This window comes from Roseibium sediminis (assembly GCF_008711325.1).
Taxonomy (GTDB): Bacteria; Pseudomonadota; Alphaproteobacteria; order Rhizobiales; family Stappiaceae; genus Roseibium; species Roseibium sediminis.
In genome coordinates this window covers 1-13,197 of sequence record NZ_VXDB01000013.1, presented here as the reverse complement: position 1 = coordinate 13,197, position 13,197 = coordinate 1, and the positions used below count along the sequence as shown (strand labels likewise).

The 13,197-nt window shown below is 58.5% G+C and carries 12 protein-coding genes; 11 read left to right on the top strand and 1 reads right to left on the bottom strand.

Going from position 1 to position 13,197, the window contains the following annotated elements; all coding sequences use genetic code 11:
- Entirely contained in the window at positions 1 to 2,442 is a 2,442-nt protein-coding gene (locus tag F0155_RS13975) for a GcvT family protein (protein WP_150525152.1), read from the top strand.
- A 22-nt stretch (positions 2,443 to 2,464) separates the two neighbouring features.
- On the opposite strand, the gene F0155_RS13970 is transcribed toward F0155_RS13975, so the two are convergent.
- A complete protein-coding gene (locus tag F0155_RS13970) occupies positions 2,465 to 3,502 on the bottom strand; it encodes a LacI family DNA-binding transcriptional regulator (protein ID WP_244303517.1) in 1,038 nt (345 codons plus the stop codon).
- A 152-nt stretch (positions 3,503 to 3,654) separates the two neighbouring features.
- Here F0155_RS13970 and F0155_RS13965 point away from each other — a divergent pair, with 152 nt between their 5' ends.
- The 10 genes from F0155_RS13965 (at position 3,655) to F0155_RS13920 (ending at position 12,598) form a co-directional block, all read left to right on the top strand.
- Complete coding sequence (locus F0155_RS13965; protein ID WP_150525151.1) at positions 3,655 to 3,837, top strand: hypothetical protein; 183 nt, start codon at positions 3,655 to 3,657, stop codon at positions 3,835 to 3,837.
- Positions 3,838 to 3,863: 26 nt separating this feature from the next.
- Positions 3,864 to 5,006, top strand: coding sequence for a TRAP transporter substrate-binding protein (locus F0155_RS13960; protein WP_150525150.1), 1,143 nt, complete (start codon positions 3,864 to 3,866; stop codon positions 5,004 to 5,006).
- 108 nt (positions 5,007 to 5,114) lie between these two features.
- Positions 5,115 to 5,630, top strand: coding sequence for a TRAP transporter small permease (locus F0155_RS13955; protein ID WP_150525149.1), 516 nt, complete (start codon positions 5,115 to 5,117; stop codon positions 5,628 to 5,630).
- Positions 5,631 to 5,643: 13 nt separating this feature from the next.
- Positions 5,644 to 6,975: a TRAP transporter large permease gene (locus F0155_RS13950; protein WP_150525148.1), complete on the top strand. Its 1,332-nt coding sequence runs from the start codon at positions 5,644 to 5,646 to the stop codon at positions 6,973 to 6,975.
- A 9-nt stretch (positions 6,976 to 6,984) separates the two neighbouring features.
- Positions 6,985 to 8,292, top strand: coding sequence for a histidinol dehydrogenase (gene hisD, locus F0155_RS13945; RefSeq protein WP_150525147.1), 1,308 nt, complete (start codon positions 6,985 to 6,987; stop codon positions 8,290 to 8,292).
- Between the two features lies 1 nt (position 8,293).
- Positions 8,294 to 9,055, top strand: coding sequence for an SDR family NAD(P)-dependent oxidoreductase (locus F0155_RS13940; protein ID WP_150525146.1), 762 nt, complete (start codon positions 8,294 to 8,296; stop codon positions 9,053 to 9,055).
- Positions 9,052 to 10,065: a zinc-dependent alcohol dehydrogenase gene (locus F0155_RS13935; protein ID WP_150525145.1), complete on the top strand. Its 1,014-nt coding sequence runs from the start codon at positions 9,052 to 9,054 to the stop codon at positions 10,063 to 10,065. Before F0155_RS13940 ends, F0155_RS13935 begins: the two co-directional genes overlap by 4 nt.
- Positions 10,058 to 10,348, top strand: a complete 291-nt coding sequence (locus F0155_RS13930) for a UxaA family hydrolase (protein WP_150525144.1) — start codon at positions 10,058 to 10,060, stop codon at positions 10,346 to 10,348. Before F0155_RS13935 ends, F0155_RS13930 begins: the two co-directional genes overlap by 8 nt.
- 12 nt (positions 10,349 to 10,360) lie before the next feature.
- The gene (locus F0155_RS13925; RefSeq protein WP_150525143.1) at positions 10,361 to 11,539 is read left to right on the top strand and encodes a UxaA family hydrolase; all 1,179 of its coding nucleotides are present in this window, start codon (positions 10,361 to 10,363) and stop codon (positions 11,537 to 11,539) included.
- A gap of 48 nt (positions 11,540 to 11,587) precedes the next feature.
- The gene (locus F0155_RS13920) at positions 11,588 to 12,598 is read left to right on the top strand and encodes an Ldh family oxidoreductase (RefSeq protein ID WP_150525142.1); all 1,011 of its coding nucleotides are present in this window, start codon (positions 11,588 to 11,590) and stop codon (positions 12,596 to 12,598) included.
- Positions 12,599 to 13,197: the final 599 nt, after the last annotated feature.

Genomic DNA, 13,197 nt, shown 5'->3' with positions numbered 1-13,197 from the left:
ATGACGCCTCCTTCCAAAGCCCGTGTCGTCATCATTGGCGGCGGTGTTGTTGGCTGCTCTGTCGCCTATCACCTGACAAAAAAGGGATGGACCGATGTTGTGCTGCTGGAACGTAAGCAGCTGACAGCGGGGACGACCTGGCATGCGGCAGGTCTGATTGCCCAGCTTCGGGCGACCCAGAACATGACCCGGCTGGCGAAATACAGCCAGGAACTCTATGGGCGGCTTGAAGAGGAAACCGGCGTTGCGACCGGGTTCCGCCGTTGCGGGTCAATTACCGTGGCTCTTACAGAAGAGCGCAAGGAGGAAATCTTCCGCCAAGCGTCCATGGCGAGGGCCTTCGGGGTGGAGGTGGGGGAAATCACTCCCGCCGAAGTGAAGGAAAAATACCCGCATCTGAACACCGGCGATGTTGTGGCCGGGGTGTTCCTGCCGCTGGATGGTCAGGGTGACCCGGCCAATATCGCCCATGCGCTGGCAAAGGGTGCTCGCATGGGCGGGGCCAAGGTGCTGGAGCGGGTCAAGGTTACCGGCATTCGCAAGGAAGGTCGGCGCGTCCTGGGTGTCGATTGGCAGGCAGAGGGCGAAAACGGGTTCACCGAGTGCGACTACGTTGTCAATTGCGGCGGCATGTGGGGGCACGAGGTGGGCCGGATGGCGGGCGTCAATGTGCCGCTTCATGCGTGCGAGCACTTCTATATTGTCACCGATGGTATTCCGGGTCTGGGGCGCCTGCCGGTTCTGCGGGTGCCGGACGAATGCGCCTACTATAAGGAAGACGCAGGCAAGATGCTGCTGGGGGCTTTTGAGCCCAACGCAAAGCCATGGGGGATGGACGGCATTCCTGACAGTTTCGAGTTTGATCAGCTTCCTGAGGACTTCGATCATTTCGAACCCATTCTGGAGGCTGCGATCAATCGCATGCCGTTGCTGGGCGAGGTGGGTATTCATACCTTCTTCAATGGCCCGGAGAGCTTCACACCCGACGATGCCTATCTCCTCGGGCTCGCACCGGAAATGGATAATGTCTGGGTGGCTGCGGGGTTCAACTCGATCGGCATCCAGTCGGCTGGCGGCGCCGGCATGGCTTTGGCGGAATGGATGGACAGCGGGCAGAAGCCGTTTGATCTCGGCGACGTTGATATCTCCCGCATGCAACCGTTTCAGGGCAACAAGCACTATCTGTTCGAACGCTCAAAGGAAACGCTGGGGTTGCTCTATGCTGATCACTTCCCCTATCGCCAGAAGGCAACGGCCAGAGGCGTTCGGCGGACGCCCTTGCATGAACATCTGAAAGCGCGCGGAGCGGTTTTCGGAGAGCTGGCGGGATGGGAGCGCGCCAACTGGTACGCGGACCAAGGTCAGGAGCGCGAATATCGCTACTCCTGGAAGCGCCAGAACTGGTTTGATAACGCAGCTCGCGAGCACATGGCCATCCGCGAGAATATCGGTATCTACGATATGTCCTCCTTCGGCAAGATCAGGGTAGAGGGGCCGGATGCGGAGGCGTTTCTCAACTATGTCGGCGGCGGAGATTACTCCGTTCCTGTCGGCAAGATCGTCTACACCCAATTCCTGAACTCGCGTGGCGGTATAGAGGCCGATGTGACGGTGACCCGCTTGTCGGAAACCGCATACCTCGTGGTCACTCCGGCCGCGACCCGACTGGCAGATGAAACCTGGCTGCGACGCCATGCCGGAGACCATCGCGTCGTGATCACCGATGTGACGGCCGGAGAGGCCGTGATGGCTGTCATGGGCCCCAATTCCCGCAGGCTTCTTCAGGCCATCTCGCCAAATGACTTTAGCAATGAGACAAATCCGTTCGGGACCGCGCAACCAATCGAGATCGGCATGGGTCTCGCCCGGGCACACCGGGTGACGTATGTCGGGGAACTCGGCTGGGAGATCTACGTGTCCTCAGATATGGCCGCGCACGTGTTCGAAACGTTGTGGGAAGCCGGACAGGAAATGAATGCAAGGCTCTGCGGCATGCACATGATGGACTCTTGCCGCATCGAAAAGGCGTTCCGCCATTTTGGTCATGACATCACTTGCGAGGACCACGTTTTGGAAGCGGGTCTCGGTTTTGCGGTCAAGAAATCAAAACCGGATTTTCTCGGACGCGACGCTGTACTGCGCAAGCAGGATGACGGACTGGAAAAGCGGCTCGTGCAGTTCCTGCTGATAGACCCCGAACCGATGCTCTATCACGCCGAACCCATCATTCGGGACGGCGAGGTCGTCAGCTTTCTGAGCAGCGGAAGTTATGGTCACGCGCTGGGCGGCGCGGTCGGCATGGGATATCTGCCATGCAAGGGCGAGAGTGCCGAAGAGCTTCTGGCATCCAGCTACGAGATCGAGATCGCGGGCGTGCGGGTGAAGGCCGAGGCGTCCTTGAAGCCCATGTACGATCCGAAGTCCGAGCGGGTAAAGGTCTGACAATCGACAAATGTCTGGCGGATCAGATCGCGGGGCCAAGTGTCCCGCGATAACAGATTTCCGTATCGAGTTCCGTATGCGGATGGGGCGCTTCGCCCTTGAGCATCTGCACAAGGATATCGGCTGCCTGCTTGCCCATCCGTCGGTGCGGAACATGCACGGTTGTCAAGGGAACCGGTGCAACACTTGCCAGTTCGATATCATCAAAGCCGGTAATCGAGATGTCCTCGGGAACACGCAACCCGCGTTGAATGGCAGCGCGCAGGGCGCCGACGGCCAGAACGTCGTTACCACACATGATCGCTGTGGGCCTTGGATCAAGATCAAGGAACGTCGCGCAGGCCCGTTCGCCGTTCTCGATGGAGTAGGGCGTCTCGATGATCGGCATCCCGGCCGGATCAAGGCCAAAGGCCACCAGCGCATTGCGGACACCTTCGACACGGTTCAATGCACGGTCGTTGGAGGCAGTTGGTGCAGAGATGAAGGCAAGTCGTCGATGGCCCTTCTTCAGAACTTCGTCTGCCAGCAGCTTCATCGCATGGCGGTTGTTGAAGCCGATGGCCGGGCGCTGCGAGGAGGGGTCGCATGCCCATGCAATCAGCGCAGGCACGTTCCGCTTTTCCAAAAACTCGTAGAGGGCCTCATTCCGATGATAGCCGATCAGCAACAAGGCATCGGCCCCGCGCGCCGTCAACGTGCGGATTTGTTCGTCTTCAATGTCAGTCTGGTAGGACGAGCTGGCAACCAACAGAGTGAAGCCGTGATCGCGCAGCCGTTCCTGAAATGCCTGAATGCCGCGGGCAAAAATCGCGTTTTCCATGGTCGGAATGATGGCGCCGATGGTCTTGGTTTGTCGGGCGGCAAGCGCACGTGCACTGAAGTTCGGCGCATACCCCAGTCGATCAACTGCTGCCATCACATGGTCAAGCGTTTGCTTGGACACCTGACTTGGTGTGTTGAGACAACGCGAAACGGTCGCCGTGGATACGTTTGCTTCACGCGCCACGTCCGCCAGCGTCGGAATGGAGGTTTCCCTCTTTGTTGGTCCCGTTGTCATCATTCAAACCTGCTTCGTCCGGTGTCGCCATGCACCGCATGGTCCTTGAATACATTGCTTGGTGTGATGGGCAAGCAATTTCCCGCTTGCCAATCGAAATGTAAGCGCTTACATTGGCAATTGCCGCGAGGTTATGCGGGTGCTGGGAGGTGTTTATGTTGCTCTTGTTGTCAATGGCATTCTTTGCCGTTTTCCTGGTCAACGTCACGATTGGTTCATTCGGAGGCTCTCCCTTCCTGGGTAGCGTTGGCGAAATGATTTTGTTGTTTGCGACGTCGATCGCCTTTGTGGTGGCCGTTCTTAAGAAGGAGGAGGACGAGCACGAAGCGAGCAACTGAATGCGAGTGAAACTGGGAGGAATGTAATGACCGATAGAAACGAGCTGAAGTCGGCCGAGCGTCGTAATTTTATGAAACTTGCCGGAACCGGCGGGTTCACGGCTGCCTTGGTGGCAGGAGCTGGAGGAGTTCTCTGGTCAGATGAAGCTGCTGCGCAGACCGCCAAGGAAGAGCGTGAGCGTGAGGCAGCTGCTGCTCATGTAATGACAATTGCGACCGCCTACGTGCTCGGCGCGTCCCGCAGCTACCCGATCATGCAGCTGGACCTGAAGGAAAATATCCAGAACGCGACCAACGGCAAAGTTTATGTAAAGCTCGCTCCAGGCGGTCAGCTCGGCGCCGGTGGTGCTCTGGCTCAGGCCGTGCAGAGCGGTACCATTCAGGCAGCTCAGCACTCGCTGTCCAACTTTGCGCCGTTCGCATCTGCTGTTGACTTGATCAACATGCCGTATTTCTGCGGTTCCAACCAGCGCTTCACGAATCTTGTAACTTCCGACGCCTGGAAAAAGGAAGTCCACCCGAAGGTGGAAGCCTCCGGCTTCAAGGCCCTGTTCTATGTCGTGATCGACCCGCGTGTTGTCGCCGTTCGCAAGGGTGGCAATGCTGTCATCACGCCGAAAGATCTGGATGGGGTGAAGTTCCGCGTACCGGGCTCTGCCATGCTGCAGCAATACTACCGCATGGTCGGCGCGAACCCGACGCCGGTTGCCTGGGGTGAAACACCATCCGCGATCAAGCAGGGTGTTGCAGATGCGCTCGATCCGTCCGTTGGCGCGCTGTATGTCTTTGGCTTCAAGGATATCCTGAGCCACGTCACCTTCACTCAGGCTGTTCCGGACAGTCAGGTCTATTCGATGAACCTCGAGTGGTTCAACAGCCTGCCTGCAGACGTGCAGGAAGGTATCGAGTTTGCCGGCGAAGTGACCTCGCAGCAGAACCTTGCCAAGGTTCCGGCCGCCCGTTCCTACGCAATGTCCGAACTTACCAAGGCAGGCGTGGAGTTCCATTCCCTGTCCGAGGACCAGTTGGCCGAATGGCAGGACACCGGTGGCTACCAGCGTTCCGAGTGGGACCAGTTCAAGGTCGATCTGGCCGGGTCCATGGAAGCATTCGCACGTTTGGAAGACGCCGCAAACACCCGTGGTCGCTACTACGTCCACGACGCCTGATCGGCATCTATTCGGGCCGGAGCTTCGTCTTCGGCCCATTCATTCCTTTTTTGAGAGCCACGGGCTTCGGTGGGCGGTCAATTACGCCGTGCCGAAGGGGGAGAGGCTATGTCAAGAATTCTGCATGCCCTGGATCAGAACGCCGAGCGATGGGCGCTGCTCGTGTTCTACGTCATGATTGTGCTGACCATGTTCATAGAAGTGGTTCGGCGTGAAGTGTTTGCCTACTCCTCCATCTGGGGAGAGGAAATCGTCCGCTACAGCTTCATCTATCTTGCGTGGATCGGCGCGGCCGCAGCCGTCAAGGAGCGTGGCCACATTCGCATCGACGTGCTGATGCACTATGCAGGGCCGCAGGCGAAGGCACTTCTCTATATCTTTGGCGATCTCGTGATGCTCGCCGTGGCTGTTGTCGCCGTTTACTACTCAATGGAAACGGTGCTCGTCTCTGCCAAGTTCGGATCGGTGACCCACGGCCTGCGCATTTCGCAAGTCTGGTTCCTGCTGGCTGTTCCCGTTGGTTTCACGCTGGTTATCATCCGGCTGATCCAGTCCCTTCTTCGTGACTTGCGCGACCTTCGAAACGGCAATGCCGTTTATGAAGGCGACAAGCTGTTTGACTGAGGGGGGCTGAAACATGCTTTGGCAACACCTTCAGGACCAATCGGTGGAACTCGGCTGGGATTTCTATGGCCCGGTTCTGATCTTCGTCGGGCTCGTGGCACTGGCCGTCCCGGTCTGGGCCGCCATTGGCGCCGCTGCAATCGCGATGCTGGTCATCTCCGGCGCACTTCCCCTCTCACTGATCGGCGAGAGCCTGTTTCACGGCATCGATCACTTTGCCCTGACCGCGGTTCCGCTGTTCATCCTGACCGGAGACGTGCTCGTACGCACCGGTCTCAGCCGCAAATTTCTGGATGTCGCGGAAGCCCTGACATGCTGGACGAAGGGCGGTTTTGGCTCGGCCACAGTTCTTGTCTGCGGAATGTTCTCGGCGATTTCCGGATCGGACGCTGCGGGCGCTGCTGCCGTTGGCCGCATGACCATCGCCCGTCTAGTCGAAAGCGGATACCCGCGCCCCTATGCCTGTGCGCTGGTGGCGGCGGGTGCCTGTACCGGTATCCTTATTCCACCGTCGATCGCTTACATTATTATCGGCCTCGTGCTCGGGATATCTGCCTCCACCCTGTTTCAGGCGGCACTCATTCCCGGCATTGCGATCCTTGTATCGATCCTTGTCACCAACATCGTCATGAACCGCATTCACTCCTATGAGGACAGCGGGCGCATGAGCGTTGGTGAATGGTGGGCAAATGTCACCAAGGCGCTGAAGTCCGGTTGGTATGCGTTCATCGTCCCCGGGATTATCTTCTACGGCATCTTCTCAGGACGCCTGACGCCGACAGAAGCCGGTGCGGTCGCTGTGGTCGTGACCATTGCCATGGGTTTCCTGCTCGGCACGCTCAAGCTGGCTCACTTTCCGGCGATGCTGGTCAGCTCGGCCAAGGTCAATGGGGTTATCCTGCCGATCATCGCCTTCTCTCTGCCGCTTGCTCAGGCACTGGCAATTTTGGGCGTGCCGCAGGGCTTCGTCTACTCCGTGACGTCGTTGACCGACAATCCGGCCATCCTGATCTTCCTGATGATCGCGATCCTGATTGCAGCCGGTTGTGTCATGGAGACAACGCCGAACATTGTGATCCTCGCGCCGATCCTGAAGCCGCTGGCGGATAATATCGGCATGAACGAGATCCAGTTCTGCATCATGATGATCACTGCCCTGGGTGTTGGTTTCATCACACCGCCGCTTGGTCTCAATCTCTTCGTCGTCTCGGGCCTGACTGGGGAATCCATCCTCAAGATCGCCGCGCGGGCCGTGCCCTTCGTGTTCTTCATGCTCGGGGTCACGCTGCTCATCGCCTATGTGCCCGAGATCTCCACGACCCTTCTCCCTGACGCTTACAAGTAGGACCGGCCCATGTCTGTCGAGTATTTGAAAAAAGCAAACATGACATCACGAAGCGATGCTTCGGATACGACCCGGATCGTGCAGGAAATCCTGACAGCAATCGAGGCCGGTGGCGACGCGGCGGCAAAGGAATATGCCGCCAAGTTCGACAAGTATGAAGGCAACGTCCTTCTGACGGATGCCGAAATCGAGGCGGCCGCAGCTCTGGTACCGGAAAAACTCAAGCGTGACATCGAGTTTTCCGCTGCCAATGTGAAGCGCTTTGCCGAAGCACAGCGGGCAAGCTGCCACGATACCGAAATCGAAGTGGTTCCGGGCCTGATTGCCGGTCAAAAATGCATCCCGGTCGATACCGCCGGCTGTTACATCCCGGGTGGTCGTTACAGCCATATCGCGTCGGCAATCATGACCGTCACGACCGCCAAGGTCGCCGGCTGCAAGAACATCATCGCCTGTTCACCGCCGCGGCCGGGCGTCGGTATCAACCCGGCCATTGTCTATGCCGCAAAGGTGTGTGGTGCGGATCAGATCCTCGCCATGGGCGGTGTGCAGGGTGTTGCTGCCATGGCCTTCGGTCTCTTTGGCCTGCCCAAGGCAAATATCCTTGCCGGTCCCGGCAACCAGTTCGTTGCCGAAGCCAAGCGTATCCTGTTTGGCCGCGTCGGTATCGACATGTTCGCTGGACCGACCGACAGTCTGATCCTTGCAGATGAAACAGCCGATGCTGAGGTAGTCGCTGCCGATCTCGTCGGACAGGCAGAGCATGGCTACAACTCGCCGGTCTGGCTGGTTACCGATAACCGCGCGCTGGCGGAAGAGGTCATGCGTCTTGTTCCCGAGCTGATCGCAGACCTTCCGGACGTCAACCGGGAGAACGCTGCCGCAGCATGGCGGGATTATGCAGAAGTGATCCTGTGCGCTGATCGCGAAATCATGGCCGCAACATCGGACCAGTATGCCCCGGAGCATCTGACGGTTCAGGCCAGGGATCTCGATTGGTGGTTGGGGCGCCTGTCTTGCTACGGGTCCTTGTTCCTTGGCGAGGAAACGACAGTTGCATTCGGCGACAAGGCTTCCGGCACAAACCACGTTCTGCCGACCTCGGGCGCAGCCACCTATACCGGCGGTCTGTCCGTTCACAAGTTCATGAAGATCGTGACCTGGCAGCGGGCAACCCGTGAAGGTGCAAAGCCTGTTGCTGTTGCAACGGCTCGCATCTCTCGTCTTGAAGGCATGGAAGGGCATGCGCGCACGGCAGATATTCGTCTGAAGAAGTATTTTCCAGACGAGCAATTCGACCTGACCGCGGGCGCGTGACATGAGCCAATCCGCCAGCCTCTTTGATGTTTCAGGCCGGATCGCCTGTGTGACCGGAGCAAGCTCCGGACTGGGGCGACGTGCGGCCACCGTCCTGGCGCGTAGCGGTGCCAAGGTCGTGGGCGTCGCTAGACGCGCGCCGGATCTGGAAAGCTGGCGAGCGGAGGCGGGGGGAGAGACTGCGGCCGTGGTCGCGGACCTGTCTGACCGCACTGGTCTTGGCAAGCTGGCAGCGGACATCGCAGCTCCTTTCGGAGCGCCTGACATCATTGTGCATGCGGCGGGCATCAACACGCGGCAAGCAGCCGATGACGTGACTGAAGAGGGATGGGACATCACCTTGTCCCTCAATCTGACGGTCCCCTTCTTCCTGTCTCAGGCACTGGTGCCTGCCATGAAAGAAAGAGGATGGGGCCGTATCGTCAACTTTGCTTCGCTTCAAACCACAAGGGCCTTTCCCGGCGGGATCGCCTATGGCGCTTCCAAGGGTGGTGTCGGTCAGATGACACGGGCCATGGCCGAGGCCTGGTCCGCGCATGGCATCACGGCCAATGCCATCGGACCGGGTTTTTTTCCGACAGAATTGACCGCAGCCGTCTTCGGCGATGCGGACCGGGCTGCTCGCAATGCGGCACAGACCTGCATCGGGCGCAACGGGCGGTTGGAAGACATTGATGGCCCACTTCTGTTTCTATGCTCTCCTGCCTCAGACTACGTGACAGGGCAGGTTCTCATGGTCGACGGAGGGTTCACCGCAAAATGAAAGCACTGGTTTACAACGGTCCGGAACAGCTCGGATATCAGGATGCCGCAGATCCGGTGCCTCGCGAAGGTGAGGTTCTGATCAAGGTCGCCGCAACCGGTATCTGTGGATCGGACATGCATGCCTATCTCGGGCATGACGAACGCAGGCCTGCCCCGTTGATCCTCGGCCACGAAGTTACCGGAACGGTCCTATCAGGCCCGAACGCCGGGCAAAGGGTCACGGTCAATCCGCTCGTTGCTTGCGGTACCTGCGCGGCCTGTTTGCGCAAGCAGGAGAATCTCTGTCCAAATCGGCAGATCATCTCCATGCCGCCGCGCGAGGGGGGATTTGCCGAATTCCTCGCCATGCCGGTATCCAATCTGGAAGAGGTGCCGGACCATGCATCCGATGATGCGGCAGCGCTGGTCGAGCCGCTGGCCTGCGGTTGGCATGCCGTGCGCCTTGGGAAACGGGCGTTGGGAGACCATGCTGATGGAGCCCGCGCGCTTGTAATCGGTGGCGGTGCCATCGGTCTGGGGGCAGCTCTTTGCCTTGGGGCGCAAGGGATCGACAACATCACCGTCGTAGAGCCGAATACGCTCCGCTCCGCCTTCCTTCAAAGAAAGTGCGGCCTGCGTGTCCTGACACCTGAACAGGTCAAGACCGAGGGACATTTTGATTTCGTAATCGATGCCGTTGGATATGCGCCGACGCGCGAACTTGCCTCGGCGGTTACCCGTCCGGGCGGAGTGATCAGCCACATCGGTCTCGGATCAGGGGAGGGCGGCCTCGATATCCGCCGCATGACCCTTCAGGAAATCACGTTCATCGGAACCTACACCTACACCGTCGAGGATTTCCGGGCCACGGCGAAAGCCATCTTCGATGGCCGCCTCGGGCCTCTCGACTGGGTTGAAACCCGATTCCTTTCAGAAGGGGCAGCGGCCTTTGCCGATTTGCGGTCCGGCCGCGTTGCCTCTCCGAAAATACTGCTCAAGCCAGACATGACAGGAGACAAAGATGTCTGAAATCCCGCACCTTCTCGTGCATGAACACGCCGATAATGTCGGTGTGGTCGTTGTCGAGGGGCTGACAGCCGGCACGGATATGCTGTGCTGTGTCACCCATGACAACTCGACGTTCCGCCTGACCGCAGGTGCTGATGTGCCGATTGGGCACAAGATTGCCCTCAAGGACCTGAAAGACGGCGATACGGCGATCAAGTATGGCGAGGACATCGGCAAGATCATCGCCGACATTCCGAAAGGCAGCCACGTGCATACCCATAACTGCAAGACGAAGCGCTGGTAAGGAGCTGCTGCCATGTCGAAATATTCAAACATGACCTTCATGGGTTACCGGCGCGAAAATGGTCGTGTCGGTGTCCGTAATCACGTTGTGATCCTGCCGCTGGATGATATTTCCAACGCGGCCTGCGAGGCGGTTGCCAACAACATCAAGGGCACCATGGCCATTCCGCATGCCTATGGCCGCCTGCAGTTTGGTGAGGATCTGGACCTTCATTTCCGCACCATCATTGGCACCGGTGCGAACCCGAACGTAGCCGCTGTCGTCGTGATCGGCATCGAGCCGGGCTGGACCCAGCGCGTCGTTGATGGCATCGCCAAGACCGGCAAGCCGGTTTGGGGCATTTCTATCGAACAGAAGGGCGATCTGGAAACCATCCGTCAGGCGAGCTGGAAAGCCAAGGAATACGTCCATTGGGCATCTGAACTTCAGCGCGAAGAGTGCAACATCTCCGAGCTTTGGGTTTCCACCAAATGCGGAGAAAGTGACACCACCACCGGTCTCGGTTCCTGCCCGACCGTCGGCAACATGTACGACAAACTGCTTCCCGAAGGCATCTATGGCTTCTTCGGGGAAACATCGGAAATCACCGGTGCAGAGCACATTTGTCAGAAGCGGGCGATCAACGAGGAAGTTGGCGAGCGCTGGTACAAGATGTGGAAGGCCTATCAGGACGAGGTGATCTTCGCCCACCAGACAGACGACCTTTCCGACAGCCAGCCGACCAAGGGCAACATCGAAGGTGGCCTGACCACCATTGAGGAAAAGGCTCTCGGCAATCTGGAAAAGATCGGCCGCACGTCCCAGTACATCGACATCTTGGGTCCGGCGGAAGCGCCGCAATCCGGCAAGGGGCTCTATTTCATGGACAGCTCTTCAGCTGCAGCTGAATGCGTGACGCTGATGGCAGCTGGTGGTGCGGTGATCCACACCTTCCCGACCGGGCAGGGCAACGTGATCGGCAACCCGATCGTGCCGGTGATCAAGATCACCGCCAATCCGCGAACTGTCCGCACGATGGCAGAGCATGTTGACGTGGACGTTTCCGGCATCCTGCGCCGCGAAATGACCATTGACCAGGCTGGTGACGAGCTGATCGACATGATCCGCCGCACGGCCAACGGGCGTCACACGGCTGCCGAAGCACTTGGTCACCGTGAATTCTCGATGACCAAGCTTTACCGAAGCGCATAATCCTGAGATGGGTGGTCATGACCTGACCACCCGTAAGGATTCCTGATTATGTCAGACACTGAACACCTGAGCGTGCAACAAGCAACGGATCTTGTGGACGCCGCTTTCCGTGCCGCCTCCGTGCCCGCTCCCGTAGCGCGGTCCGTCGCTGTTGCACTCGTGACGGCGGAGGCAGAAGGTCAGGTGGGGCACGGATTTTCCCGTGTCGAGGATTATATAGCGCAGGTCCGTTCGGGGAAGATTGCGGCGAATGCCGAGGTATCCACGCATCTGGCTGGAACCACGAGCCTTCTGGTCGACGCCGGACATGGCTTTGCCTACCCGGCCCTTGATCGCGCTATCGAAGAAGGTGGGCATCTCGCGCTTAAGCATGGCTGCGCAACGATGGGCATCTATCGCTCGCATCATTGTGGAGCACTTTCCATTCAGGTGGAGAGGCTCGCTCGAAAGGGGCTGGTCGCCATCATGGTTGCAAACGCTCCGGCCTCAATGGCGCCATGGGGCGGCAACGAGCCGATCTTCGGAACGAACCCCATTGCCTTTGCCGCGCCGCGCGGAGAGACAGATCCTCTCGTGATTGACCTGTCCTTGTCTAAAGTGGCGCGAGGCAAGATCATGAATGCCCGCAAGAGCGGCAAGCCGATCCCCGAAGGATGGGCACTTGATCGGAACGGGCAACCAACAACGGACCCCGTCGCCGCGCTTGAAGGCACGATGGTCCCGATCGGCGAGGCCAAAGGAACTGCCTTGGCCCTGATGGTCGAGATCCTCTCTACGGTCATGGTCGGTGCAGCCCGCAGCACTGAGGCGTCGTCGTTTTTCTCAGCGGACGGACCTCCACCAGCTGTTGGTCAGTTCCTGATCGCCATGAAACCCATGGACCAAAGCGGCTTTGAAGGCCGTTTGCAGCAGATGCTGGAGGAAATCGCCGCGATGGAGGGCGCACGCGTGCCCGGAACCCGGCGAATTGCCACCAGAAAGATGGCTGAAAAGGGCGGTCTCGATGTCCCTCTTCACTACATTCAGGCAATCCGAGCCATCATTGCCGATGGGACCTGAGCCAATAAGAGCCGCCCTCGAACCAGGGCATAAGCCTTCTGAACAGGTAGAACTCCGTACCTCGACCAAGCCGAGCGCTGGCTAAAAACACCCCGGATGCAAGTGCCCCAGCGGCGGCCTCGTATAAGGGCCCAAAAGCGCACATTCTGAGCTGGCACACACTGTCAAAAACCCCCCCCATTTCTTTGATTAAACTATTGAATCAATTAAATTTTCTTGCTTTTGTCCCGTGTTGTTCACAGGGTATTTTTGTTTGTTTTTGAGAAAGTTTGATTTTTTTGGATTTGGTTGTTGACTGGGTGAGTTGGTGGGCCTATAACCCGGTTCATCGACGGCGGCAACGTCGCTGGCGACAGGGCGCTGCGCTCTAAATTCTGGAAAATCGGATTGATTGGCCTGATCGCAAGGTTGGGTGGTTGATAGGTTTTGTTGAGTTTACGAGATGTAAGCCTGGTGAGATTTGTGTCTCATGTTCATTGACAATTTGATATTTGAAGGAAGGGAAGCGTAGGCGGCGTGGGTCTTGCGGTTCTGGCTTAGGCTAGGACGTTTTAAGAGTTACGCAGGTACGCTGATCTTTCAGACAAGGAAGCCGATTG

What these genes read in the sequence shown, in the direction of transcription:
- F0155_RS13975 (WP_150525152.1), top strand. Translation starts at nt 1, where the DNA reads ATGACGCCTCCTTCCAAAGCCCGTGTCGTCATCATTGGCGGCGGTGTT.
- F0155_RS13970 (WP_244303517.1), bottom strand. Translation starts at nt 3,502, where the DNA reads ATGATGACAACGGGACCAACAAAGAGGGAAACCTCCATTCCGACGCTG.
- F0155_RS13965 (WP_150525151.1), top strand. Translation starts at nt 3,655, where the DNA reads ATGTTGCTCTTGTTGTCAATGGCATTCTTTGCCGTTTTCCTGGTCAAC.
- F0155_RS13960 (WP_150525150.1), top strand. Translation starts at nt 3,864, where the DNA reads ATGACCGATAGAAACGAGCTGAAGTCGGCCGAGCGTCGTAATTTTATG.
- F0155_RS13955 (WP_150525149.1), top strand. Translation starts at nt 5,115, where the DNA reads ATGTCAAGAATTCTGCATGCCCTGGATCAGAACGCCGAGCGATGGGCG.
- F0155_RS13950 (WP_150525148.1), top strand. Translation starts at nt 5,644, where the DNA reads ATGCTTTGGCAACACCTTCAGGACCAATCGGTGGAACTCGGCTGGGAT.
- hisD (WP_150525147.1), top strand. Translation starts at nt 6,985, where the DNA reads ATGTCTGTCGAGTATTTGAAAAAAGCAAACATGACATCACGAAGCGAT.
- F0155_RS13940 (WP_150525146.1), top strand. Translation starts at nt 8,294, where the DNA reads ATGAGCCAATCCGCCAGCCTCTTTGATGTTTCAGGCCGGATCGCCTGT.
- F0155_RS13935 (WP_150525145.1), top strand. Translation starts at nt 9,052, where the DNA reads ATGAAAGCACTGGTTTACAACGGTCCGGAACAGCTCGGATATCAGGAT.
- F0155_RS13930 (WP_150525144.1), top strand. Translation starts at nt 10,058, where the DNA reads ATGTCTGAAATCCCGCACCTTCTCGTGCATGAACACGCCGATAATGTC.
- F0155_RS13925 (WP_150525143.1), top strand. Translation starts at nt 10,361, where the DNA reads ATGTCGAAATATTCAAACATGACCTTCATGGGTTACCGGCGCGAAAAT.
- F0155_RS13920 (WP_150525142.1), top strand. Translation starts at nt 11,588, where the DNA reads ATGTCAGACACTGAACACCTGAGCGTGCAACAAGCAACGGATCTTGTG.